Here is a 22,605-nt window from a genome sequence, read left to right on the forward strand (position 1 = left end):
GGGCGTGCCCGGCTTCCAGGTGCGCCGACACATGCGGGCGTCTCACTTCCCCACCTCGCACTTTCGCCTCTCGGCCGACCGAGTCGGGTGGGTGGGCGGAGGGGGCCAGGGGCGGGGCCCCGGCGGGGTTGGGGGCGGAGCCCCCGAGGCAGGCATAAGCCGAACGCAGTGGGCCCGCCCCCGAAAGCCAGGGGCGGGCCCTCTTGCGTCCTCGCGGTGGCACCGCCATGCAGCACCGCGAGGGGTCCGACGCCACCCCGGCCCAGCCGGAGCGGCAGCGTCCGTCAGCCGAAGCGGCCGGAGATGTAGTCCTCCGTCGCCTGGACGGACGGGTTGGAGAAGATCCGCTCGGTGTCGTCGATCTCGATCAGCCGGCCCGGCTGACCGACCGCGGCGAGGTTGAAGAACGCCGTACGGTCCGAGACGCGCGCCGCCTGCTGCATGTTGTGCGTCACGATGACGATCGTGAAGCGCTCCTTCAGCTCACCGATCAGGTCCTCGATGGCGAGGGTCGAGATCGGGTCCAGGGCGGAGCAGGGCTCGTCCATGAGCAGGACCTTCGGCTCCACGGCGATCGCCCGCGCGATGCACAGCCGCTGCTGCTGGCCACCGGACAGTCCGGAGCCCGGCTTGTTCAGGCGGTCCTTCACCTCGTTCCAGAGGTTCGCGCCCTTGAGCGACTTCTCGACGATGTCGTTCAGCTCGCTCTTGCGGTACTTGCCGTTCAGGCGCAGGCCCGCCGCGACGTTGTCGTAGATCGACATCGTGGGGAACGGGTTCGGGCGCTGGAAGACCATGCCCACCTCGCGCCGCACGGACACCGGGTCGACGCCGGGGCCGTAGAGGTCCTCGTCGTCGAGCAGCACCTTGCCCTCGACGCGGCCACCCGTGGTGACCTCGTGCATGCGGTTCAGCGTGCGCAGGAACGTCGACTTGCCGCAGCCGGAGGGGCCGATGAACGCCGTCACCGAACGCGGCTCGACGGTCATCGAGATGTCCTCGATCGCCTTGTGGGAGCCGTAGTAGGCGGTCAGTCCGCTTACGTCGATTCGCTTGGCCATGTCTACTTCACTTCCAGAAATTCAAGCTCGGTCGCTGTGTGGCTCCGCCCGGCGGAGCCGGATCTAGTCGCCTCAGCGACCGGTCTTCGGGGCCTTCCAGCGGGCGATGCCGCGGGCCACCAGGTTGAGGATCATCACGAAGGCGATCAGCGTGAGCGAGGCCGCCCATGCCCTGTCGTACGCCGCACCCGCGCCCGCGCTGTTGGCGAACTGCTGGTAGATGTACAGCGGCAGCGACGACTGCGCACCCTCGAACGGGTTGTTGTTGATGAACGGGTTGCCGAACACCAGCAGCAGCACCGGAGCGGTCTCGCCCGCGATACGCGCCACGGCCAGCATGACGCCCGTGGTGATGCCGCCGATGGAGGTCGGCAGGACCACCTTCAGGATGGTGCGCCACTTCGGCACGCCGAGCGCCAGGGACGCCTCGCGCAGCTCGTTCGGGACGAGCTTGAGCATTTCCTCGGTGGAGCGGACCACGACCGGCATCATCAGGATGGCCAGGGCCAGCGAACCGGCGAAGCCGAACGGCTGCATCTGGAAGATGAGCATCAGGCTGAGGATGAACAGACCGGCGACGATCGACGGGATGCCGGTCATCACGTCGACGAAGAAGGTGACCGTCTTGGCGAGCCGGCCGCGGCCGTACTCCACCAGGTAGATCGCGGTGAGCACGCCGACCGGGGCGCCGATCAGGGTGGCGAGGCCGACCTGCTCCAGGCTGCCGATGATGGCGTGGTAGATGCCGCCGCCGGGCTCGGTGTCGGCGACGACGCCCATGGAGTGGGTCAGGAAGTAGACGTTCAGGACCTTCACACCGCGCGCCACAGTCACCCAGATCAGGGAGACCAGCGGGATCACGGCGAGCACGAAGGCGACCCACACGACGCTGGTCGCGATGCGGTCCCTGGCCTGCCGGCGCCCCTCGACGCGCGCGGCGATGACGTACGTGCCGACGACGAACAGGACCGCGGCGATCAGGGCCCACTGGATCTTGCTGTCCAGGCCGGCGGCCAGGCTGACGGCGATGCCCAGGACGAGGGAGCCACCGGCGATCGCCCACGGCGTCCACTTGGGCAGGCTGGCGGCCCGCAGGGTGCTGGGGCGCCGGTCGTTGACGGCTGCGGTGCTCATGCGTTGGCCCCCGAGTACTCCGCGCGACGGGCGATGATCAGCCGGGCCGCGCCGTTGACCAGCAGCGTGATGACGAACAGGACGAGACCGGAGGCGATGAGCGCGTCCCGGCCGAACTCGTCGGCCTCACTGAACTTGCTGGCGATGTTCTGGGCGAAGGTGCCGCCGCCCGGGTTGAGCAGGCTGGCGTGGATGATGAAGTCCGGCGAGAGCACGGTGGCCACGGCCATCGTCTCGCCGAGCGCGCGGCCGAGGCCGAGCATGGACGCGGAGATCACGCCGGAGCGGCCGAAGGGCAGCACGGACATGCGGATGACCTCCCAGCGCGTGGCGCCGAGAGCCAGGGCCGCCTCCTCGTGCGTCTGCGGGACCTGGCGGAAGACCTCGCGGCTCACGTTGGTGATGATCGGCAGGATCATGATCGCCAGCAGGATGCCGACGGTCAGCATCGAGCGCGGCGCGCCCTGGTCCCAGGAGAAGACTCCGGTCCAGCCGAAGAAGTCGTTGAGCCAGCCGTACAGGCCGTTCATGTGCGGCACCAGGATCAGGGCGCCCCACAGGCCGTACACGATGGACGGCACGGCGGCGAGCAGGTCGATCACGTACGCGACGGGGCCGGACAGCCGGCGGGGCGCGTAGTGCGTGATGAACAGCGCGATCGACACCGCGACCGGGACCGCGATGACCATGGCGATGACCGAGGAGACGATCGTGCCGAAGGCCAGCACCGCGATGCCGAAGGTCGCCGGCTGGAGGTTGGTGTTCCACTCGGAGGTGGTCAGGAAGTTCCCGTGGTCCTTGCTGATCGCAAGGGTGGCACGGTAGGCGAGGAAGACCGCGATCGCGGCCATGATCACCAGCAGCAGGATGCCCGAGCCGCGGGAGAGCCCGAGGAAGATGCGGTCACCGGGGCGGGTCGCGCCGCGGGCGTTGCGCTTCGTCTCGGTCACGGCCGGCTGGGGGGCGGGGGGTGGAGCGTCTGTCGTCTTCGTCGATATGTCCATCGGGATCTCCGGTCTGCGGAGCCGTCCACCTCCTTGGGTGTGCGGCTCGTGGCGGCGGTGCACCGGACGGTGCGGCCCGGCCCGCGGGGAGGCCGTGGGAACCGGGCCGCACTCTCGGATCAGGTCAGCTGAGGCCCGCGATGGTGGTGCGGACCTTGCTGATGATCGCGTCGGGGACCGGTGCGTAGCCGATGCCCGAGAGGATCTTCTGGCCGTCCTCGCTGGCGATGTAGTTCAGGAAGGCCTTGGTGGCGGGCAGGGTGTCGGACTTGTTGCCCTTGTCGCAGATGATCTCGTACGTGACCAGGGTGATCGGGTACGCGCCCTCGGCCTTGGTCTTGTAGTCCAGCTTCAGGGAGAGGTCCTTGCCGGTGCCGACGACCTGGGCGGCGGCGATGTCGGCGGTGGCGCTCTCGGTGCTCGGGGCGACCGGCTTGCTGGCACCCGTGTCGATCGAGACGGCCTTGATGCCGTCCTGGACGTAGGAGAGCTCGAAGTAGCCGATGGCGCCGGAGGTCTGCTTCACCTGCTGGGCCACACCCGCGGACTGCGGAGCGGACTGGCCGCCCTTGGCCTGCCAGGCCTTGCCGCCGGAGTACTTCCAGTTGGCCGGGGTGGAGGCGATCAGGTACTTGGTGAAGTTGTCCGTGGTGCCGGACTCGTCCGAGCGGTGGAACGCCTGGATCTTGAGGTCGGGGAGCTTCGCCGAGGGGTTCAGCTTCTTGATCGCCGGGTCGTTCCAGTTGGTGATCTTGCTGTCGAAGATCTTGGCGATCGTCGGGGCGTCCAGGACCAGGTTGTCGACACCCGGGACGTTGTAACCGAGGGCGATCGGGCCGCCGACCATCGGGAGGTCGATGCCCTGGCCGCCACCGGTGCAGACCTTCTTGGAGGCCGCGACCTCTTCCGGCTTCAGCGCGGAGTCGGAACCGGCGAAGGCCACCTGGCCCTGCGTGAACGCGGTGACACCGGCGCCGGAGCCGCCACCCTTGTAGTTGATCTGCACGCCGCAGGCCTGGGAGAAGTTCTTCACCCAGGCGTCGATCGCGTTCTTCTGCGCGGAGGAGCCGTCTGCGAGCAGCTGACCCTTGGCGTTGTCGCACTTGATCGAGCTGGCGTTGGCCGCCGTGGACGGGTTGCCCGACGCCTTGGAACCGCCACCGTTGTCGTCGGAGCCGCACGCCGTCAGGGCCAGGGCGCCGGTCACGGCGACAGCACCGAGGGAAAGGGCGCGCAGCCGGTTCTTGCGCTGAAGCATCACTTTCGGAAGTTCCTTCCAGGAGCCGCCGCTGTCGGCGGCGTGCGAGGTAAGTGAGTGCTGGAGTGCATGTAAGGCCGCGCTCCGCACCGTGCACGGCCGAAATTAGGCAGAACAGGTGAAGCCGCCGAAGGCCGTAAGTGAACGACGGGTGAACCCCTGCCGTCGGCCCGGTGAGGTAACGGAATGCTTACGGGTAGAGCACGCCCCGGTCCCGACTGCCGGGTTACGCGAACGCGTATTCGGTGTTCATCACCCGAACGGGGGAACCCTGTCCTGCCCGCCGTCGTCTCGTTCCAGGAGAGCCGAGGAAAGGCGACGGAGACATGGAACGGCGTACGTTCATCTCGGGCGGCGCGGCCGCCCTGGCGACGACGGCACTGACCGCGTGCGGTACGGGCGGGGGCCACTCCGCCGCGGCCTCGACGCACCCGTCGGGCACGGCCGGGGCGTCCTCATCCTCCCTCACGTCTCTGAAGACCACCAGCGCGGCCGCCGCCTCGAACTGGACGGCCCTCGCCCACGACCTGGACGGCACCCTGGTGCGGCCCGGCGACGCGAGCTGGCCCACGGCCCACCAGCTGTACAACACCCGCTTCGACGGCCTGAAGCCCGCCGCGGTGGCCTACGTCGCCCACGCCGGGGACATCCGTACGACCCTGTCGTACGCCCAGGCCCACCGCCTGAAGGTCTCGATACGCAACGGCGGCCACTCCTACGCGGGCTACTCCTCCGGCGACGGCCGGCTCGTCCTCGACGTCTCCCGGCTGAACGGGATCCGCGTCGGCGGCGGCACGGCGGTGGTCGGCGCCGGCTCCAAGCTGATCGACGTCTACCGGGGGCTCGGCGCGAAGGGCGTGACCATACCGGCGGGCTCCTGCCCCACGGTCGGCGTCTCCGGCCTGGTGCTCGGCGGCGGCCACGGCGTCGCCTCCCGCGCCTACGGCCTGACCTGCGACAGCCTCACCCAGGCCACCGTGATCACGGCCGACGGCACCCAGGTCACCGCGAACGCCACGTCCCACTCCGATCTCTTCTGGGCGCTGCGCGGCGCGGGCAACGGCAACTTCGGCGTCGTCACCGAGCTGCAGTTCCGCACCCACCCGGCACCGCAGGCGGTGACCGCGTACATGACCTGGCCCTGGGCCAAGGCCGCGGCCGTCCTCAAGGCCTGGCAGGAGTGGGGCCCGAGCCAGCCCGACGAGATCTGGTCCTCCCTGCACCTGGAGTGCTCGCCGGGCCGCACCCCGAGCATCTCCGTGGCCTGCTTCTCCCTCGGCACCTACGGCGAGCTCCAGAACGCCGTGGACCGCCTGGCCCACCAGGCCGGCGCGAACGCCACCTCCGTCTCCCTGCGCCGACGGGGCTACGAGGAGGCCATGGAGATCTACGCCGGCTGCTCCTCCTTCTCCACCGAGCCCCAGTGCCACCTGCCGGGCTCCACCCCGGGCCGGTCCCCGCAGGGCAGGCTCGGCCGCGAGACCTACGCGGCCCGCTCCGACTTCTTCGACCGCTCGCTGTCCGCCGCGGGCATCCAGACCGTGCTGCGGCAGATCGGCTCGGTGCGCGGCGGCGCGGGCAGCATCGCCTTCACCGCCCTCGGCGGCGCGGTCAACCGCGTCTCCCCCACGGCCACGGCCTTCGTGCACCGCCGCTCCCGGATGCTGACCCAGTACATCGCCTCCTGGGGCGCGGGGGCCTCCGGCGCGACGGCCCAGTCGTGGCTCACCTCGGCCCACAAGGCGATGGCCCCCTACGCCTCCGGCGCGGCCTACCAGAACTACACGGACCCCACGCTGACGAACTGGCGCACCGCCTACTACGGTGACGCGGTGTCACGCCTGGGCAAGGTGAAGAAGCAGTACGACCCGAACCGCTTCTTCTCCTACGGCCAGGGCCTGTAGCCGCAGCCCGGCGCCCCCTCGGGGGCGCCGCCCGCTACGCGGCCAGGTCCCGCTCCTCCGACTCGACCGGCGTACGCGCGCCGGGCAGCAGGGCGCCCTCCTGCGCCCCGCCCACCGGCCGGCGCCGCACGATCCGTCCGGCCCGCGGCGACCGCTCCACCGCCCGCATCAGCGGGGTGAGCAGCGCCGTGGCCGGCGGGGACAGCAGCAGCGCGACCGCGGTGCCGAGGGCGAAGCCGCCGACGACGTCGGTCGGGTAGTGGACGCCCATGAAGACGCGGCAGAAGCCCTCCAGCAGCGCGAGGGCGATCCCGGCGACGCCGAACCTCCGGTTGGCGACGAAGAGGCCCACCCCGAGCGCCATGGTGATCGTGGCGTGGTCGCTGACGAAGGAGAAGTCGGTCTTGCCGGGGACGAGGACGTCCAGTCCCTGGTGGTCCACGAACGGCCGGGGGCGTTCGACGAAGCCCCGGATCGGGATGTTCACCAGCACCGCGATGCCGGCCGCGAGCGGCGCCCACACCAGCGCGGCCACCGAGGACGCCGCGTCCTCGCCGCCGCGGCGGCGCACGGACCACCAGCACCACAGCACGAGCAGGACCATCGCGAGCAGCAGGCCGTACTCGCCCACGAACTCCATGACCCGGTCGAACCAGTGCGGGGCGTCCTTGGCCAGGCCGTTGATGTCGTAGAGCAGTTCGACGTCGGGGTTCGATCCGGATTCGGCGAGTACAGCCATGGTGCTGCGGCCCCTTCGTCGGTTTCCCGGACGCACCTCGTGTGCGTCGCTCCTGCCCCCCGTGGTGCGTAGATCCGCTTCCGCTGCACTGCCGCACTGACGTCCGCTCGGCTACGTCAACAGGAACGCACGGCCCCCACCCATACGTTCCACTCTCCACTGAATGATCACGCAGACGTTATCGAAGAGAGACTCATCTCCGCAGCTCAGGGCATGGGTTCACGCTTGGTTCACACCGCCGTGGGCAGCGCTTTTGCGCCATCCTCGGTCACCCGGGTGGCGCCGAAGTAGTCGGGGCTGTCGATCGGGTCGAACCGGATGACGGCTCCCGTGCGCGGCGCGTCGATCATGTACCCGCCGCCCACGTAGATGCCCACGTGGTGGATGGCCCGGGAGTCGCCGAGGTCGGTGGAGAAGAACACCAGGTCGCCCGGCAGGAGCTGACTGCGGGTCGGGTGCGGGCCCGCGTTGTACTGGTCGTTGGCCACGCGCGGCAGCGTGATGCCGACGCTCGCGTACGCGGCCTGGGTCAGCCCCGAGCAGTCGAAGCGCCCACCCTGTTCGGCCGTGCCCTCGCCGCCCCACAGATAGGGCGTGCCGAGCTTCTTCTGGGCGAAGCCGATGGCGCCGGCGGCCTGCCGGGTGGGGTCGAGCCTGGCGGCCGGCGCGGCGAAGCTCTCCGCCAGGCTGCGGATGCGCTTGACGTAGTCCTGCGTCTCGCGGATCGCCGGCACCCCGCCCGCCCTTATGACCCGGTAGGCACCGGCGTTGTAGGCGGCGAGCATGTTGTCGGAGACGTCGCCGGGAACGTCCTTGACGTACTTGGCGAGTTCGCAGTCGTACGACGCGGCCGACGGGATGGCGTCGTTCGGGTCCCAGATGTCCCGCTTGCCGTCGCCGTTGCCGTCGATGCCGTGCGTGGCCCAGGTGCTCGGGATGAACTGCGCGATCCCCTGGGCGTCGGCCGGGCTGACGACCGTCGGGTTCCAGCCGCTCTCCTGGTAGAGCTGGGCGGCGAGCAGCGCCGGGCTGAGCGCCGGGCACAGGTTGCCCCACTGCTGCACGAGCTGCTTGTAGGCGGCGGGCACGGCGCCCTTGGCGAGCGCGCGGCCGCCCGTGGCCAGCCCGCCCACCAGGTTGCCGGCGACCATGTAGACCCCGACGACGAGCAGCATGACGAAGCCCGTCCCGAGCCCGACGGCCGCCCCACCGATCACCCATACCTTCCGCACGGGTCCAACTTTCCCCCATGCGGGCGCGGTTCAAAGCCATTTGGTCGGGAAGTGGCGGCATTTCACGGCTGGAGGCTCCGGCCTGACGCCACCTCAGTGACCTCAGGAGGCGGCTATGGCGTCCCGGTACAGCTCGGCCGCCTGCGACCCGAGGACCACGCTGTACGACACGTCGTCCGTCGAGCCGCCCTCCTCGTGGCCGCCGAGGACGCCGACGACCTGTCCGTCGCCGTTGATCCAGGGGCTGCCACTGGTGCCGGCGGTGAACGCGGGGCAGTCGATGCGCTGCTGCGTGCGGCTGTGCGAGTGCGGCTTGTTGGTGCAGCGGATGGGCACCTCGCGGGCGTCCGGGTACCCGGTGACGGTCACCGCGGTCGCGCCGGTGGCCGTCCCGGGCATGAACCGGTTGGCGCCGACCACTTCCTCGATCGACCTGCCGCCCCGGTCCGCCACGGTGGCGAGGGCGATGTCGCTGTCCTCGTCCTGGTCCCTGGCCCACCCGTCGGGCAGGAACCGGCGCGTCACCTTCCACACCCCGTAGGGCGCCCGGCCGTTCCGGTAGCCCGGCACGAACACCAGGTTGCTGTCGGCGCCGTTCACGCAGTGCGCCGCGGTGACGATGAGGTTGCCGTGCGGGCTGTGCACGACCGAGGCGGTGCAGTAGTGCCCGCCGGCCAGGTTGCCCGCCCGGTCGGCGCCGAACAGCGCGCCGACCCGTGCGCTCCGCAGGGAGGCGACGGCGTCCGCGGTGACCCCGAAGGGGCCCGGCCCGTCGTCGGCGGCAGCCACGGACGCCGAGGTCAGGGCGAGCATCACCACAGCCCCGAGCAGAGCGGGACGCGAGGTGACCGAGATGCGTGAGATGCGCTTCATCAGCCCTCACTCTGTCTCACGAAGGTGAGAAACCCGTCCCGACTTCACTGAGATTTTCCGCAGAAACCTTCCGATGGCCGGTGCAGCACCACCGTACCCGGCCCCCCTCCCACCTGCCTCCCCCGTGCGTCGAATCGGATGAACCGCCCCACCGGCCCCACGGCTCGTCGGGGGGCCGGGCCTTCGCACGACCCCGGACCCCCCTCAGAACGTCGTCGTCATGCCCCCGTCCACCGCGATGGTCTGGCCGGTGATGAAGGAGGCCGCGTCGCTCGCGAGGAAGACGACGACGCCGGCGATCTCCTCGGGGCGGCCCCAGCGGCCGAGGGCCGTGCGGGTGCGCAGCCAGGCCTCCCAGCGGGGGTCCGTCGCGAGATCCGCGTCGGCCCCGGTGGCGAAGGTGCCCGGCGCCACCGAGTTGACCGTCGTGCCGCTCGGGCCGAGGTCCGCGGCGAGTGCCCTGGTCAGGCCGTCCAGGCCGGCCTTCGCGGTGGCGTAGCCGACGTCACCCGTGCGGCCCAACTGGCCCACCGCCGAGCAGACGTTGACGATGCGGCCCGGGACCCCGCGTCCGGCCAGCCCGCGGGCCATCTGCTGGCTCAGCGCGTACGCGGAGGTGAGATGGACGTCGAGCAGCGCGTTCAGCTCCTCCGGCGTCATCTCGCTGACGCCCCGCCGGTCCCGGTGGCCGACGTTGTTCACCAGGATGTCGAGGGCGCCCAGCGTCCCGACCAACCGCTCCCCGGCCTCCCGGTCGGTGACGTCGAACGCGGCGGCCGTGACGTCGTACCCGTCCTCGTCCCACAGCCGGGCGGCCACCGCCTCCAGGCTGGCGGGGTCCCGCCCGTTGAGGACCACCCGCGCTCCGGCTCCGGCGAGCCCGCGCGCCATCTCCAGGCCGAGCCCGCGCGCCGACCCGGTCACGAGGGCCGTACGGCCGTCGAGCCGGAAGTCCACCGGGCCGCTGCCGCCCGCCGCTGCCGCCATCGTGGGTCCGTGTGTCCTGGGGAGGGTCCTTCCTGTCACCGTAACCGTTCGGGACCGCGGCATCAGGGCCGGACGGCGGGCGCGTCCTTCCACTCGACCCCGGTCAGCTCCTCCGACAGCCTCCACAGCCGCCGCGCAGCCTCCGGGTCGCTCGCCGCCGCGCTGCGCCCGACGAGGGTGGGCGCGCCGCGCATCCCGCCGAGGCCGTCGGGGCCGACGTACGACGCCCCCGGCAGGTCCTGGGTCGCGGCGTAGAGGGTGGGCAGGGCGCCGGCCCTGTCGTCCTGGGCGAGGAAGACGTTGCCCAGCCGCATGACCACCCGGGACAGGGGGCTGGCCGCGTGGCTCTGGAGGTTGGTGGCCGCGTAGCCGGGGTGGGCCGCCAGGGCGCGGACGGGGGAGCCCGCCTCGGCCAGCCGGCGCTGGAGTTCCAGGGTGAACAGCAGGTTGGCCAGCTTCGACTGGGCGTAGGCACGCGTCGGGTGGTAGCCGCCCCGCAGGTTCACGTCCTCGAAGTGGATCACCTTGTCGCCCATCGCGTGATAGGTGGACGACACGGTCACCACCCGGTGCGTGACGTGGGGCAGCAGCAGGTTCGTCAGCGCGAAGTGCCCGAGGTGGTTCGTGCCGAACTGCATCTCGAAGCCCTGCCGGGTGCGCTGCTCCGGCAGCATCATCACGCCCGCGTTGTTGATCAGCAGGTCCAGCGGGCGGTCCCAGCCGGCGGCGAACTCGCGCACCGAGTCGAGGTCCGCCAGGTCCAGGCGGCGCACCTCGGTGCTGCCGCTGACCCGCGCCGCGGCGGCGCCGCCCCGCGCGAGGTCCCGTACGGCGAACACCACGTGCGCCCCGGCGCGGGCCAGCGCCTCGGCGGCGGCGAAGCCGATGCCGCTGTTGGCGCCGGTGACCACGGCCGTACGGCCGCTCAGGTCGGGGAGGTGGGTCGCGTTCCACTTGCGCGCGCCGCGCGCGTCGGTCGTATCGGCCATGCCGCCAATGTAGGCATCGCCAACAATGCTGTCAATGACAACATCGCGATACGATGGTCCGCATGTCGCGTACGTCCTCGGCGAGTCGCCCCTATCACCACGGAGACCTGCGCGCCGCCCTGCTCAAGAGCGCCGAGCGCACCCTGCGCGACAAGGGGGCCGGCGCGCTCTCGCTGCGCGAGCTGGCCCGCGACATCGGCGTGAGCCACGCCGCCCCGGGCCGCCACTTCAGGGACAAGCAGGCCCTGCTCGACGCCCTGGCGCTCGACGGGTACGAGCGCCTCAACCAGTCCCTGGACGGCGCGGCGGACGGCCCGGACCAGTCCTTCGAGGGACGGATGACGGCGCTGGCGCGGGCCTACCTCGGCTTCGCCGTCGACCATCCCGAGCTGCTGGAGCTGATGTTCGCGCGCAAGCACGACCCCGACAGCTCCGCCCAGCTCGCCGCGGCCGTCGACCGCTCACTCGGCTCCCTCACCCGGATGTTCGCGGACGCCCAGGAGCAGGGCCTGATCGTCCGGGGCGACCCGGAGCGCCTCACCCTGGTCGCGGCCGCGAGCCTGCACGGCCTGGCCGCCCTCATCGCCAGCTGCGCGCTCGACGCCGGCGAGGCCATGGCCGGCCTGGACGAGCACGTCCACCTGCTGCTGAACGGCCTCAAGCCCCGCTGAAAAAGGCGCCGTTGACCCAGCGGCCAACCTGTGACGCCGGTCAAGACCCCCCCAGCTCAGTGCCATCCAGGCGTCATTGATCAGTAAGCCCCGTACCGCCTTCGGCAACGCGGAAGTCAGGTTTTCGAAAGCCTCTTGTTGTCGCGTACTCAACAACGCGATGGTCGTCGCGGGCCGCCGCCCCCACCGGTACCCCGCCGGTGGACCCCCACACCCGCAGGCCTCTGCCCACCACTCACAGGAGGCTGTACCTTGCGTACGACCACCCCCACCAACCCCCACATACGCGGCAGATGGCGCCGCGCCGGCTCCGCCGCGGCGGCCACCGCCGCGCTGCTGATCGCCGGGCTCGGCACCGCCGCACACGCGAGCGCGGAGCCCGCCACCACGCACCACAAGGTGAGCACCAAGGCGATCGCCGCCCAGGTCGCCAAGGCCCACGTGCAGTACACGAAGGCCTGCGCCGCGACCCCGAAGAAGGGCTACGCCGCCTGCGACGCGCTGCGCGTCACCGCTGGCACCACCGCCTTCATGGAGAAGCAGGCGGTCCTCAAGGGCAGCACGCCGAAGACGGTCCGGCCGAACGCCGCCGCCGACTCCCCCACCGGCTACGGCCCCTCGGACATCCAGTCCGCCTACGGCCTCTCGGACGCGGCCGCCGCGAACGGCTCCGGCGAGACCGTCGCCATCGTCGACGCCTACGACGACCCGAACGCCGAGGCGGACCTCGCGGCCTACCGGTCGTACTACGGCCTCCCGGACTGCACCAGCGACAACGGCTGCTTCGAGAAGGTCGGCCAGACCGGCTCGACCACCTCCCTGCCGTCCGCCGACAGCGGCTGGGCCGGCGAGATCTCCCTCGACCTCGACATGGTCAGCGCGACCTGCCCGAACTGCAGCATCCTGCTGGTCGAGGCGAAGACCGCGAGCGACGCCAACCTGGGCACCGCGGTGAACGAGGCCGTCAAGCTGGGCGCGAAGTTCGTCTCCAACAGCTACGGCGGCTCGGAGTCCTCCTCCGACACCTCGTACGACTCCAAGTACTACAACCACCCGGGCGTCGCCATCACCGCCAGCGCGGGCGACGAGGCCTACGGCGCCGAGTACCCGGCCGGCTCGAAGTACGTGACCGCCGTCGGCGGCACCGCCCTCAAGACGTCCTCCAACAGCCGCGGCTGGAGCGAGTCCGTCTGGAAGACCTCCAGCACCGAGGGCACCGGCTCCGGCTGCTCCGCCTACGACGCCAAGCCCACCTGGCAGACGGACACCGGCTGCAAGAAGCGCATGATCGCCGACGTCTCGGCCGTCGCCGACCCCGCCACCGGCGTCTCGGTCTACGACACCTACGGCGCCGACGGCAACGGCTGGAACACCTACGGCGGCACCAGCGCCTCCTCGCCGATCATCGCCTCGGTCTACGCCCTGGCCGGCACCCCGGGCAGCGGCGACTACCCGGCCCAGTACCCGTACGCCGCGGCCGGCACCTCCGCGCTGAACGACGTCACCAGCGGCAACAACGGCTCCTGCTCCACCAGCTACTTCTGCACCGCCAGGTCCGGCTACGACGGCCCGACCGGCTGGGGCACCCCGGAGGGCACGGACGCCTTCACGGGCTGAACCACCACGGCCTGACCGCCCCGTCGGGTCACGGGGAGCCGCCAGTTGAGGGGGACGTGGGGTCCCCTCGGCGGCACGGCGGGAGGACGGGTCACGGCAGCCGGCCGCGACCCGTTTTCCCGGCCCGGGACACCCTCCCCGAGCAACCCACCTGCATCTCTTGTGCGTTGGGCCGGGACCGCAGCACCTCCGCCCGCGCGAACACCGCCCGATCGGGCTACGACGGCCCGACCGGCCGGAGCACCCCCGAGGGCGTATCGGCCTTCACCGGCCGACCCCTCCGAACCCCGCACCCCACAGGCCCCGCGGCGCCCGCCGCCGGGGCCTGTGTCCGTTTTCCGCCCCCCGCGCGTGAGAACATCGAAGCGACGCCTCACCCGACCTGCCGTCAGAAACCGTGCCAGGTCGTAAAGGGGGTCAACGACAGAACCACACGACAGGTTCCGGTCTGACCTCGTTGCCCGGGGTGACCTGCCGTGATACACAGAGTGACCGTACGAGCTATTCGTACGAAACCCGCCAGTCAATGACGTCAAGTCGACATACGTTGGCGGCGTTGTCGGCGAGAATGAGGCCCGACCTCTGCACACCGCAGGGGCGCTCGCGGAACTACCCACCAGGGGCGGTGACTTACATGCTCTTTGCGGCCGACAAGGGAGACATCAACACCATCATCGGCGGGATCGCTCCGGACTGGGGCCCCTTCGGCAGCCTGGGCAACGAGGCCAAGGTGATGATCGAGGTGGTGATGGCCGTGGCCATCCTGCTCTGCCTCGGCATCGCGGTCTGGGGCGCGGCGAAGCAACGCATCGGCGCCACGGCCCTGCGCGACACCTTCAGCGCGGAGCAGGGCAAGGGCCTCATCATCGCCGGCCTCACCGGGGTCTTCATCATCGGCTCCCTGGGCACGCTGTTCACCATCGTGTACGGCATGGCCGTCTGACGGGCGCCCTCCTTCCGCCGGGCACGCCCGGACCTCGTCCCCTCCACCCCACCCACCCGTCGTGCCCACCGGCTGAGGTTGCGTTTCCCTGATGTCGAGTCACCACACCGCGCCCGCGCGGGAACCAGCACGGCTACCGTCGTATGTCTACAAGGCGGAGGGGGCGTACGCGGCATGAGTCCCGGAGACGAGCAGGGCTACACCGACTACGACGACACCGGGCACACCCGGACGCGGCTGCCCGAGAGCGACCCCTACGGCGGCGCCCCCCGCCGCCCCGGCCGCTCCTCCTCCCGAAGCCTCGTCACGGTCGTCGGCGTGGTCGTCCTCCTCATCGCAGCCATCGCCTTCGCCAACAGAAGCGACCACTCGTCGACGACGAACGGCCACTCCGGGCAGGCCGGCAAGCCGACGGCCGACCCTACGGCGGCCAGTGGAACGCGCCCCGTGGAGACCAAGTCCGCCGGAGTACCCACCGGGTTCGCCCACACGGATCAGGGAGCGCAGTCGGCGGCCTCGAACTACGCCGTGGCGCTGGGCTCGACGGGCATGTTCAACAAGGACAGCCGCCACACGCTGCTCCAGCTCCTCTACACCCCGGACGCGGCAGCACCTCTGCAGGGCCAGATGGACCAGGCGTACTCGGCCGACTTTCTCGGCAGAATGGGTCTCGACGCGGCCGGCAACCCCCCGAAGGGCAGCACGTTCGTCTCCCGCGTGGTCCCGGTCGGAACGACCGTGCAGCAGTACACGGACACCGACGCCAGGGTCGCGGTCTGGTACGTGGGGCTCATCGGCATGGCGGGCAACACCTCGACCGACCCCGTCACCTCGTCCTGGAAGACGTGGACTTTCGACCTCCGGTGGTCCGACGGCGACTGGAAGATCGCCTCCGACACCCAGAAGGACGGCCCCGCTCCGGTACCGGGTGACGACAGAGCCGCCACCTCCGACCAGATCAGCAAGGCCATCGAAGAGTACGGAGGGTTCACGTATGCCCGGTAGCCCGCAACGTGCGCTCAAGCTCGCCTCGATCGTGGCGGCCGTGCAGACCACGGCCGTGCTGCTGGCCACACGTGCCTTCGCCGATCCCTCACCGACCCCGTCGGGCAGCCCCTCGCCCTCACCGTCGGGGCACAAGTACAACTGCGGTGTCATCACCGGCGAGGCCAAGAAGTACTGCGAACGCGGCAACAGCAGCAGCGGATCGGGAGCTGCCAACGTCCCGGACACCTCCACCCTCGATCCCCTGTCCTCGCTGGCCAAGGGCTGTGCCGAGGCCGCCTCCTGGACGGTGGGCAAGCTCAGCAAGGCCGTGAAGGAGACCGCCAACGTCGACTTCACCAATGCCAAGTTCCTGCAGCAGTACGCCATCGTGTTCGCGGCCTCCACGATCCTGACGCTGCTGCTGTGGCTGCTGGCCGTGGCCAAGCGCGCGGTGCGCGGTGTACCGCTGACCACCGCCATCTCGGAAGCCATCGGCTTCCTGTGGCTGACGGTGCTCGCCTCCGCCTTCACCCCGCTGATCCTGTACACCGTCGTCTCGGCGACCGACGGCGTCACCGACGTGCTCGCGAAGGCCACCGGCGACCAGGCCGACACCTTCTTCGGCACCTTCTCCGGCGCCCTCGGCAAGGGCACCGACATCGGCGGCGGCCCGATCATGCTGATCGTCGTCTCCCTGGTCAGCATCCTCGCCGCCGGCGTCCTCTGGCTGGAGCTCGTCATCCGCGCCGCCCTGCTCTACGTCGGCGCCCTCCTCGGCACCGTCGTCTACGCCGGACTCGTGGACAAGAACCTGTGGGGCCACGTCCGCCGCTGGGCCGGCATCATGATCGCCGTCATCCTCGTCAAACCGGTCATCGTGATCGTCCTCGGCCTCGCCGGCGCCCTGTCCTCCGGCAACGGCCCCGACGCCTTCTCCGCCGTCGTCTCCGGCCTCGCCATCATCCTGCTCGCCATCTTCGCCAGCGCCGCGATCTACCGCTTCGTCCCCGGCTTCGGCGACGAGATCGCGAACGGCCGCAACAACCGCATCATGCAGGGCGCCGAAGGCAAGGCCGCCGCCGTCATCAGCTCCCCGGCCACCCTCGTCGCCCAGGGCATCAAGACCCACAGCGCCCGCGCCGACAGCAACGGCGCCGCGGGCGGCGGCCAGGGCAACAGCGCCCCCCGCCCGGCCAACCCCGCCACCGGCGGAGTCGCCGCCCACAGCAGCCGTACCCCCACCGGGGGCTCCGGCGGAGCCGTCCCCTCCGCCACGCCCGCGCCCCGCGCGCCCAGCCCGGTCAACACCCCGCACGCAGGCAACACCCGCAACAACCGCACGGGAGGTGAAGGGCGTTGACGACCGAGTCCCACCTGTCCCATCCGGTCACGCCCCGCCGTACGTATCTGATCGGCCGCGCCCGGCCGAACGCGATCATCGGCCGCAACCGCGAGTCCGGCGAGATCGTGCTGATCGTCGCCGGGGCGTTCCTCGGCATGATGTGCGGCCTCGTCGTCCCGGTCCTGTCCCTGCGGATCGTGCTCCTGATGGGCTTCCCGCTGATCGCCCTCGCCGCGGTCTACGTCCCGTACAAGCGCCGCACCTTCTACAAGTGGTTCGAGATCAACCGCAGCTACAAGCGCACCCTCAAGCGCGGCGCCGGCTACCGCTCGGGCGTCATGGAGGCCGGCATCCGGCTCGACGGCCGTGAGGTCGAGATCGGCCCGCCCCCCGGCATCGGCCGGATCACCTGGCTCGCCGCCCCCTTCGGCCCCGACGAGATCGCCGTACTGCTGCACGCCGACCGCAAGACGGTCACCGCCTGCATCGAGATCGAGGGCCCCGGCGTCGGACTGCGCGACTCCGAGGACCAGGAGGCCCTCGTCGACCGCTTCGGCACGCTGCTCAAGCACGTCGCCAACGGGGACGGGTTCGTCACCCGGCTGCAGATGCTCGCCCGCACCCTGCCCGCCGACCCCGACGCCCACGCCAAGGACGTCGCCCAGCGCGGCGACGAGCGCTCCCCCGACTGGCTGCGGCAGTCGTACGACCAGCTCCAGTCCATGGTGTCCACCAGCAGCGAGCAGCACCGCGCCTACCTCGTCGCCTGCATGCACTACACCCGCGAACTGGCCGCCGAGGCACAGGCCATGGCCCGCGCCGCCCGCCCCCAGTCCGGCCGCAAGCTGGACCGGGACGCCGGACTCGCCGTCGTCATGGCCCGCGAGCTGACCGACATCTGCTCCCGGCTCCAGGAAGCCGACATCCGCGTACGCCAGCCGCTCGGTCAGGGACGGCTGGCCTCACTGGTCCACTCCATGTACGACCCGGACCACCCCATCGACCACATCCAGGCGATGACCAGGCGCAACGCCTGGCCGGCCGAGCTGGACGCCATGGAGCCCACCTTCCTCCAGGCCAAGACCCGGGAGTCCAGCACCCGCGCCCCCTGGTGCCACGCCACGGCCTGGGTGAAGGAGTGGCCGATGACCCCCGTCGGCGTCAACTTCCTCGCCCCGCTCCTCGTCCACACCCCGGACGTCATCCGAACGGTCGCGGTCACGATGGATCTGGAGCCCACCGAGGTAGCCATCGAACGCATGCTGACCGAGAAGACGAACGACGTGGCCGAGGCCTCCCGGGCCGCCAAGATGAACCGGACCGTGGACCCCCGCGACATCGCCGCCCACAACCGCCTCGACCAGAGGGGTGAGGACCTCGCCAGCGGAGCGGCGGGGGTCAACCTGGTGGGCTACATCACCGTCTCCTCCCGCTCTCCGGAGGCCCTCGCCCGCGACAAGCGCACGATAAGGGCCTCCGCGGGCAAGTCGTACCTCAAGCTGGAGTGGTGCGACCGTGAGCACCATCGCGCCTTCGTGAACACACTTCCCTTCGCCACCGGCATCCGAAGGTAGGGGCTGATTCGCCGATGCGGGATCCGCTGACCGTCCTCACCGACGCCTTCACCGCCTTCCTCTTCGGGAAGGTCGAGTCGACCCGGCTGCCGGTGCGCACCTCCACGGGCCAGGCCCAGGCGGTCTACCTGCCCACCGCCGCGCCCGGCCTCGGCGACTCCGGGGTCATCATCGGCCGCGAGGTGTACTCCGGGAAGGGCTACATCTACGACCCGTTCCAGCTCTACGGCCAGCAGCTGCCGGCCCCGCACTGGCTCGTCCTCGGCGAGTCCGGCAACGGCAAGTCGGCGCTGGAGAAGACCTACGTCCTGCGCCAGCTGCGCTTCAGGGACCGCCAGGTCGTCGTGCTGGACGCCCAGGGCGAGGACGGGGTCGGCGAATGGAACCTCATCGCCCAGGAGCTGGGGATAACCCCCATCCGGCTCGACCCGACGGCCGCCCTGGACCACGGGATCCGGCTCAACCCCCTGGACCCGGCGATCACCACCACCGGGCAGCTCGCGCTGCTCCGGACGATCATCGAGGTCGCGATGGGCCACGGCCTGGACGAGCGCGCCGGCTTCGCCCTCAAGGTCGCCCACTCCTTCGTCAACGAGACGATCGTCGACCGCCAGCCGGTCCTGACCGACATCGTCGAGCAGCTGCGGCACCCCGAGCCGGAGTCGGCCGAGGCGATGAACGTCGCCATAGACGACGTACGGGCCTGGGGACTCGACGTCGCCCTGGTGCTCGACCGGCTGGTCGACGGTGACCTGCGGGGCATGTTCGACGGCCCCACCACGGTCGGCATCGACCTCGACGCCCCGCTGATCGTCTTCGACCTGTCCCACATCGACCGCAACTCCATCGCCATGCCGATCCTGATGGCGATCGTCGGCGTGTGGCTGGAGCACACCTGGATCCGCCCCGACCGCAAGAAGCGCATCTTCCTGGTCGAGGAGGCCTGGCACATCATCAACAGCCCGTTCGTGGCGCAGCTGTTCCAGCGGCTGCTGAAGTTCGGGCGCCGCCTCGGCCTCTCCTTCGTGGCGGTCGTCCACCACCTGTCCGACGTGGTGGACGGGGCCGCGGCGAAGGAGGCGGCGGCCATCCTCAAGATGGCGTCGACCAGGACGATCTACGCCCAGAAGGCCGACGAGGCACGGGCGACCGGGCGCGTCCTCGGCCTGCCCCGCTGGGCCGTCGAGATCATCCCGACCCTCACCCCGGGCATCGCCGTCTGGGACGTCAACGGCAATGTCCAGGTGGTCAAACACCTCATCACGGAGACCGAACGCCCGCTGGTCTTCACCGACCGCGCGATGACCGAGTCCTCCAGCGACCTTACGTCCGACGACGCCCTGCGCGCCGCCGAACTGGAGGCCGAGGAACGGGCGGCGGCCTTCGTGGAGCAGCACCTGGGCGACTCCGAGTCGACGGTGGCGTAAGAGGAGACAGCGTGAGACCGGACGCTCGCGATCAGCGCGACAACCCGCGGGCCGGACAGGGCGGCATCCCCGACGGCCTGCTGGTCGGCATACTCGCGTTCCTCCTCGGCATGACCGTGCTGGTGTGGACGGCCACGGGCCTCGCGTCCCTCTTCGACGGGGGCGCCTGGCCCGACGGCGTCACCTTCACCCACACCCCGCTCGCCATGCGCCACCTCATCGGGCAGCCCCACGACATCGCCGGCGCCTGGCCCGGCACCCCGCCGGCCCAGCTGTCCGGCTGGGGCCTGTTCTGGGGCCTGTTCATCGGCCAGCTGATGATCCTGTTCGTCCTCACCGTGTTCGTGATGGGGGCGGTGGCCCGCTGGCGCGCGGGAAAGGCCCGCGCACGCGCCCAGAAGGCCTCGCCCCCGGTCCAGGAACGGCCGTACGAGGCACCGCCCGTCCCCCAGGAGGTTCCCGCCCCCCAGGAGCCGCGGTACGAGGTCCCCGTGCCGCGGGCGGAGCCTGCACCCGAGCCCGCGGTGCCGCTCCAGGAGACCGCGCCACCGGTGGACCCGATGGCCGCCGCCCCCGGCGCCGCGCAGCCGGGCGGCTGGGAGCGGGTCCTCATCGCGCCCAGGGAGAGCCGCCGCCCGACCGCCGCACGGGCCGTACGCGACGCAGAAGGCGCCGCCCTCGTCGTCACCTCCGACCCCGCGCTCTGGGCGGAGACGAAGGACGCACGAACAAAACTCGGTCCCGTCCTCCTCTACGACCCCACCCACCTCTGCGACACCCCGGCCCGTCTGCACTGGTCCCCCACGGCCGGCTGCGAGGACAGACAGACCGCACTGCACCGGACGACCGCGCTGCTCACCCCCGTACAGCCCACGGCCAAGATCGACCAGGCCCTGGTGGACACGGCGACCACCCTGCTGCGCAGCTACCTGCACGCCGCCGCCCTGGAGAACCGGACCATCCGTCACGTCCACCGCTGGTCCCAGGGCACCCAGGTCCAGGAGGCCGTACGCACCCTGCGCACCCACGCCAAGGCCGCGCCCGGCGCCGCCGGCGAACTGGAGGCAGCGCTCACCGCACACCCCGAACGCCGGGACATCGCACAGGAGTTGACCAGCCGGGCGCTCTCCGCCCTCTTCACGGTCAACATCCGCGAGGCTTGCACACCAAACCGAACTGATGCGCTTGCCTTGGATTCCTTCGTCCACGAAGGGGGCACGCTTTATGTGGTCGGTGAATCCATCGAGGACCCGAGGAGCAAACCGGGAGCGATGCCCCTCCTGACGGCCCTCGTCTCGAGCGTGGTCGAGCGCGGCCGGCGCATGGCCGAACGGTCATCCTCCGGTCGGCTCGACCCACCACTGACCCTGGTCCTGGACGACATCGCGGCCGTCGCGCCCGTCCCCCAGCTCCCGGACCTGCTCGCCGCCGGAGCGGAGCAGGGCCTGCCGACGCTCGCCCTGCTGCGTTCCCGGGAACAGGCCCGCTCCCGCTGGCCGCACCGGGAACTGCCGGGACTGCCCGGACTACCGGTCTAGGACGAACTCCACCTCGTTCTGCGCCTCGTTCTGGCAGAACGGCACGACGACCCCGCTCGGGGTGAACCCCACCTTCCGGTAGGCACCCTGCGCCCGCGCGTTGTCCTCGTGCACGAGCAGCCGCACCCGCTCGGCGCCGCGCGCCCACGCCCAGTCGATCCCGGCGTCGAACAGCGCCTTGATCAGCCCGTTCCCGCGGTGCTCGGGATGCACGAACACGCCGACGACGTGCCCCTGCCGCCGCTCGACCGGCTGCCCCGCCCAGTCCTGCGTGCCGGCCTCCTCGATGAGCACGGTCACCGTGCCCGCCCAGGTGCCGTCGGGGGTCTCGGCGATGAACTGCTGGGCCGCCGTCGAGCCCACACCCGACCCGATCGCCCTGTCCTGCCAGAACAGGTCGGGCTTGGCCGCCGCGTCCTCGTGCGTCTCCAGGAAGGCCAGCGGCGCGGCGGGATCCAGCAGCGCGGTCAGCCGTAGCCGCTTCACCTTCTCCCACTCCTCGGGACGTATGGCGCGAACGACGTAATCACTGCTGACCGGAGTGCTCATGACGGCCACCGTAGTAGCGGCGGCCGCGAACGGCACGCCATATTGTGGCCGCATGACAACCCTTCATGATCGGCCGAACACCGCCCTGCTCGTCATAGATGTCCAGAACGCGGTCGTCGCCGGCGCGCCGCACCGGGACGAGGTCATCGCGAACATCGACACCCTGGTCGACAGGGCACGCGCGGCCGCCGTACCGGTGGTCTGGGTGCAGCACCAGGACGAGGAGCTGGTGGCCGGCACCGAGGGCTGGGAGTACGTCCCGGAACTGAAGCGACTGGACACCGAGCCCCTGGTCGCCAAGACCTACCGCGACTCCTTCGAGGACACCGATCTGGAGGGCGTGCTGGCCGAACGGGCCGTGGGCCGGCTCGTCGTGACGGGTGCCCAGTCCGACTTCTGCGTCCGCTCGACCCTGCACGGAGCCCTGGTACGGGGCTACGACGCGACGCTGGTCGCCGACGCCCACACGACCGAGGACCTCACCGAGTACGGGGCGCCGGCCCCGGAGCAGGTGATCGCCCACACCAATTTCTACTGGAGCGGCCAGCATGCTCCCGGCCGCCGGGGCGGGACGGTGAAGACCGCGGACGTGACGTTCTGAAATGACGGCCTGAAAAAGCGCCGTAAACGCAGAAAACCCCGCACCAGAATTGGTGCGGGGTTTTCCCAAAAATTGTTCGACGGTGTCCTACTCTCCCACAGGGTCCCCCCTGCAGTACCATCGGCGCTGTGAGGCTTAGCTTCCGGGTTCGGAATGTAACCGGGCGTTTCCCTCA

The 22,605-nt window shown here is 70.7% G+C and carries 20 protein-coding genes and 1 rRNA gene; 10 read left to right on the forward strand and 11 right to left on the reverse strand.

The window, feature by feature from the left end:
* Positions 1-284: 284 nt before the first annotated feature.
* From pstB to pstS, 4 genes are all read right to left on the reverse strand, one after another.
* The gene (gene pstB, locus ACZ7FF_RS28535; protein WP_470815513.1) at positions 285-1,061 is read right to left on the reverse strand and encodes a phosphate ABC transporter ATP-binding protein PstB; all 777 of its coding nucleotides are present in this window, start codon (positions 1,059-1,061) and stop codon (positions 285-287) included.
* A 72-nt stretch (positions 1,062-1,133) separates the two neighbouring features.
* Entirely contained in the window at positions 1,134-2,195 is a 1,062-nt protein-coding gene (pstA, locus tag ACZ7FF_RS28540; RefSeq protein ID WP_470815515.1) for a phosphate ABC transporter permease PstA, read from the reverse strand.
* Positions 2,192-3,199, reverse strand: coding sequence for a phosphate ABC transporter permease subunit PstC (gene pstC / locus ACZ7FF_RS28545; protein WP_470815516.1), 1,008 nt, complete (start codon positions 3,197-3,199; stop codon positions 2,192-2,194). The genes pstA and pstC overlap by 4 nt, the downstream gene beginning before the upstream one ends.
* 124 nt (positions 3,200-3,323) lie before the next feature.
* Entirely contained in the window at positions 3,324-4,460 is a 1,137-nt protein-coding gene (pstS, locus tag ACZ7FF_RS28550; protein ID WP_470815518.1) for a phosphate ABC transporter substrate-binding protein PstS, read from the reverse strand.
* A gap of 323 nt (positions 4,461-4,783) precedes the next feature.
* On the opposite strand from pstS, the gene ACZ7FF_RS28555 reads away from it, so the two are divergent.
* Positions 4,784-6,361 carry an FAD-binding oxidoreductase gene (locus ACZ7FF_RS28555; RefSeq protein WP_470815519.1) on the forward strand — a complete coding sequence of 526 codons (1,578 nt, stop codon included), beginning with the start codon at positions 4,784-4,786 and terminating at the stop codon, positions 6,359-6,361.
* Between the two features lie 34 nt (positions 6,362-6,395).
* Here the strand turns inward: ACZ7FF_RS28555 and ACZ7FF_RS28560 are convergent, their stop codons facing one another.
* The 5 genes from ACZ7FF_RS28560 to ACZ7FF_RS28580 all read right to left on the reverse strand — a co-directional run bounded on the left by ACZ7FF_RS28560 (position 6,396) and on the right by ACZ7FF_RS28580 (position 11,181).
* The gene (locus ACZ7FF_RS28560; RefSeq protein WP_470815521.1) at positions 6,396-7,100 is read right to left on the reverse strand and encodes a phosphatase PAP2 family protein; all 705 of its coding nucleotides are present in this window, start codon (positions 7,098-7,100) and stop codon (positions 6,396-6,398) included.
* Between the two features lie 230 nt (positions 7,101-7,330).
* Positions 7,331-8,275 (reverse strand): C40 family peptidase, encoded by a 945-nt coding sequence (locus ACZ7FF_RS28565; RefSeq protein ID WP_470815555.1) that lies wholly within the window; start codon positions 8,273-8,275, stop codon positions 7,331-7,333.
* Positions 8,276-8,434: 159 nt separating this feature from the next.
* Positions 8,435-9,205, reverse strand: a complete 771-nt coding sequence (locus ACZ7FF_RS28570; RefSeq protein WP_470815523.1) for a trypsin-like serine peptidase — start codon at positions 9,203-9,205, stop codon at positions 8,435-8,437.
* A gap of 204 nt (positions 9,206-9,409) precedes the next feature.
* Entirely contained in the window at positions 9,410-10,192 is a 783-nt protein-coding gene (locus tag ACZ7FF_RS28575; protein ID WP_470815525.1) for an SDR family oxidoreductase, read from the reverse strand.
* Positions 10,193-10,254: 62 nt separating this feature from the next.
* The gene (locus ACZ7FF_RS28580) at positions 10,255-11,181 is read right to left on the reverse strand and encodes an oxidoreductase (protein WP_470815527.1); all 927 of its coding nucleotides are present in this window, start codon (positions 11,179-11,181) and stop codon (positions 10,255-10,257) included.
* Between the two features lie 53 nt (positions 11,182-11,234).
* Here ACZ7FF_RS28580 and ACZ7FF_RS28585 point away from each other — a divergent pair, with 53 nt between their 5' ends.
* From ACZ7FF_RS28585 to ACZ7FF_RS28620, 8 genes are all read left to right on the forward strand, one after another.
* Positions 11,235-11,852 (forward strand): TetR/AcrR family transcriptional regulator, encoded by a 618-nt coding sequence (locus ACZ7FF_RS28585; protein WP_470815529.1) that lies wholly within the window; start codon positions 11,235-11,237, stop codon positions 11,850-11,852.
* A gap of 252 nt (positions 11,853-12,104) precedes the next feature.
* Positions 12,105-13,469: a S53 family peptidase gene (locus ACZ7FF_RS28590; RefSeq protein WP_470815531.1), complete on the forward strand. Its 1,365-nt coding sequence runs from the start codon at positions 12,105-12,107 to the stop codon at positions 13,467-13,469.
* Between the two features lie 634 nt (positions 13,470-14,103).
* Positions 14,104-14,412 (forward strand): hypothetical protein, encoded by a 309-nt coding sequence (locus ACZ7FF_RS28595; protein ID WP_014673544.1) that lies wholly within the window; start codon positions 14,104-14,106, stop codon positions 14,410-14,412.
* A gap of 174 nt (positions 14,413-14,586) precedes the next feature.
* The gene (locus ACZ7FF_RS28600) at positions 14,587-15,417 is read left to right on the forward strand and encodes a DUF8175 domain-containg protein (protein ID WP_470815533.1); all 831 of its coding nucleotides are present in this window, start codon (positions 14,587-14,589) and stop codon (positions 15,415-15,417) included.
* Positions 15,407-16,759: a hypothetical protein gene (locus ACZ7FF_RS28605; protein ID WP_470815535.1), complete on the forward strand. Its 1,353-nt coding sequence runs from the start codon at positions 15,407-15,409 to the stop codon at positions 16,757-16,759. The genes ACZ7FF_RS28600 and ACZ7FF_RS28605 overlap by 11 nt, the downstream gene beginning before the upstream one ends.
* Positions 16,756-18,315 carry an SCO6880 family protein gene (locus ACZ7FF_RS28610; RefSeq protein WP_470815537.1) on the forward strand — a complete coding sequence of 520 codons (1,560 nt, stop codon included), beginning with the start codon at positions 16,756-16,758 and terminating at the stop codon, positions 18,313-18,315. The genes ACZ7FF_RS28605 and ACZ7FF_RS28610 overlap by 4 nt, the downstream gene beginning before the upstream one ends.
* A 14-nt stretch (positions 18,316-18,329) precedes the next feature.
* Positions 18,330-19,742: an ATP-binding protein gene (locus tag ACZ7FF_RS28615; protein ID WP_470815539.1), complete on the forward strand. Its 1,413-nt coding sequence runs from the start codon at positions 18,330-18,332 to the stop codon at positions 19,740-19,742.
* A gap of 11 nt (positions 19,743-19,753) precedes the next feature.
* Entirely contained in the window at positions 19,754-21,280 is a 1,527-nt protein-coding gene (locus ACZ7FF_RS28620) for a type IV secretory system conjugative DNA transfer family protein (protein WP_470815540.1), read from the forward strand.
* Here the strand turns inward: ACZ7FF_RS28620 and ACZ7FF_RS28625 are convergent.
* Positions 21,269-21,829 carry a GNAT family N-acetyltransferase gene (locus tag ACZ7FF_RS28625; RefSeq protein ID WP_470815541.1) on the reverse strand — a complete coding sequence of 187 codons (561 nt, stop codon included), beginning with the start codon at positions 21,827-21,829 and terminating at the stop codon, positions 21,269-21,271. The genes ACZ7FF_RS28620 and ACZ7FF_RS28625 overlap by 12 nt on opposite strands.
* Positions 21,830-21,881: 52 nt before the next feature.
* Here ACZ7FF_RS28625 and ACZ7FF_RS28630 point away from each other — a divergent pair, with 52 nt between their 5' ends.
* On the forward strand, positions 21,882-22,430 hold the full coding sequence (locus ACZ7FF_RS28630) for a cysteine hydrolase family protein (protein ID WP_470815543.1): 549 nt from the start codon (positions 21,882-21,884) through the stop codon (positions 22,428-22,430).
* Between the two features lie 74 nt (positions 22,431-22,504).
* Here the strand turns inward: ACZ7FF_RS28630 and rrf are convergent.
* Positions 22,505-22,605 (reverse strand): 5S ribosomal RNA (gene rrf / locus ACZ7FF_RS28635); the annotation flags it as partial.

Source organism: Streptomyces sp. NPDC037126, from assembly GCF_055605965.1.

What these genes read in the sequence shown, in the direction of transcription:
- ACZ7FF_RS28600 (WP_470815533.1), top strand. Translation starts at nt 14,587, where the DNA reads ATGAGTCCCGGAGACGAGCAGGGCTACACCGACTACGACGACACCGGG.
- ACZ7FF_RS28555 (WP_470815519.1), top strand. Translation starts at nt 4,784, where the DNA reads ATGGAACGGCGTACGTTCATCTCGGGCGGCGCGGCCGCCCTGGCGACG.
- ACZ7FF_RS28615 (WP_470815539.1), top strand. Translation starts at nt 18,330, where the DNA reads ATGCGGGATCCGCTGACCGTCCTCACCGACGCCTTCACCGCCTTCCTC.
- ACZ7FF_RS28595 (WP_014673544.1), top strand. Translation starts at nt 14,104, where the DNA reads ATGCTCTTTGCGGCCGACAAGGGAGACATCAACACCATCATCGGCGGG.
- ACZ7FF_RS28565 (WP_470815555.1), bottom strand. Translation starts at nt 8,275, where the DNA reads ATGCTGCTCGTCGTCGGGGTCTACATGGTCGCCGGCAACCTGGTGGGC.
- ACZ7FF_RS28625 (WP_470815541.1), bottom strand. Translation starts at nt 21,829, where the DNA reads ATGAGCACTCCGGTCAGCAGTGATTACGTCGTTCGCGCCATACGTCCC.
- ACZ7FF_RS28585 (WP_470815529.1), top strand. Translation starts at nt 11,235, where the DNA reads ATGGTCCGCATGTCGCGTACGTCCTCGGCGAGTCGCCCCTATCACCAC.
- ACZ7FF_RS28605 (WP_470815535.1), top strand. Translation starts at nt 15,407, where the DNA reads ATGCCCGGTAGCCCGCAACGTGCGCTCAAGCTCGCCTCGATCGTGGCG.
- ACZ7FF_RS28580 (WP_470815527.1), bottom strand. Translation starts at nt 11,181, where the DNA reads ATGGCCGATACGACCGACGCGCGCGGCGCGCGCAAGTGGAACGCGACC.
- pstC (WP_470815516.1), bottom strand. Translation starts at nt 3,199, where the DNA reads ATGGACATATCGACGAAGACGACAGACGCTCCACCCCCCGCCCCCCAG.
- ACZ7FF_RS28575 (WP_470815525.1), bottom strand. Translation starts at nt 10,192, where the DNA reads ATGGCGGCAGCGGCGGGCGGCAGCGGCCCGGTGGACTTCCGGCTCGAC.
- pstA (WP_470815515.1), bottom strand. Translation starts at nt 2,195, where the DNA reads ATGAGCACCGCAGCCGTCAACGACCGGCGCCCCAGCACCCTGCGGGCC.
- ACZ7FF_RS28630 (WP_470815543.1), top strand. Translation starts at nt 21,882, where the DNA reads ATGACAACCCTTCATGATCGGCCGAACACCGCCCTGCTCGTCATAGAT.
- ACZ7FF_RS28560 (WP_470815521.1), bottom strand. Translation starts at nt 7,100, where the DNA reads ATGGCTGTACTCGCCGAATCCGGATCGAACCCCGACGTCGAACTGCTC.
- pstB (WP_470815513.1), bottom strand. Translation starts at nt 1,061, where the DNA reads ATGGCCAAGCGAATCGACGTAAGCGGACTGACCGCCTACTACGGCTCC.
- ACZ7FF_RS28570 (WP_470815523.1), bottom strand. Translation starts at nt 9,205, where the DNA reads ATGAAGCGCATCTCACGCATCTCGGTCACCTCGCGTCCCGCTCTGCTC.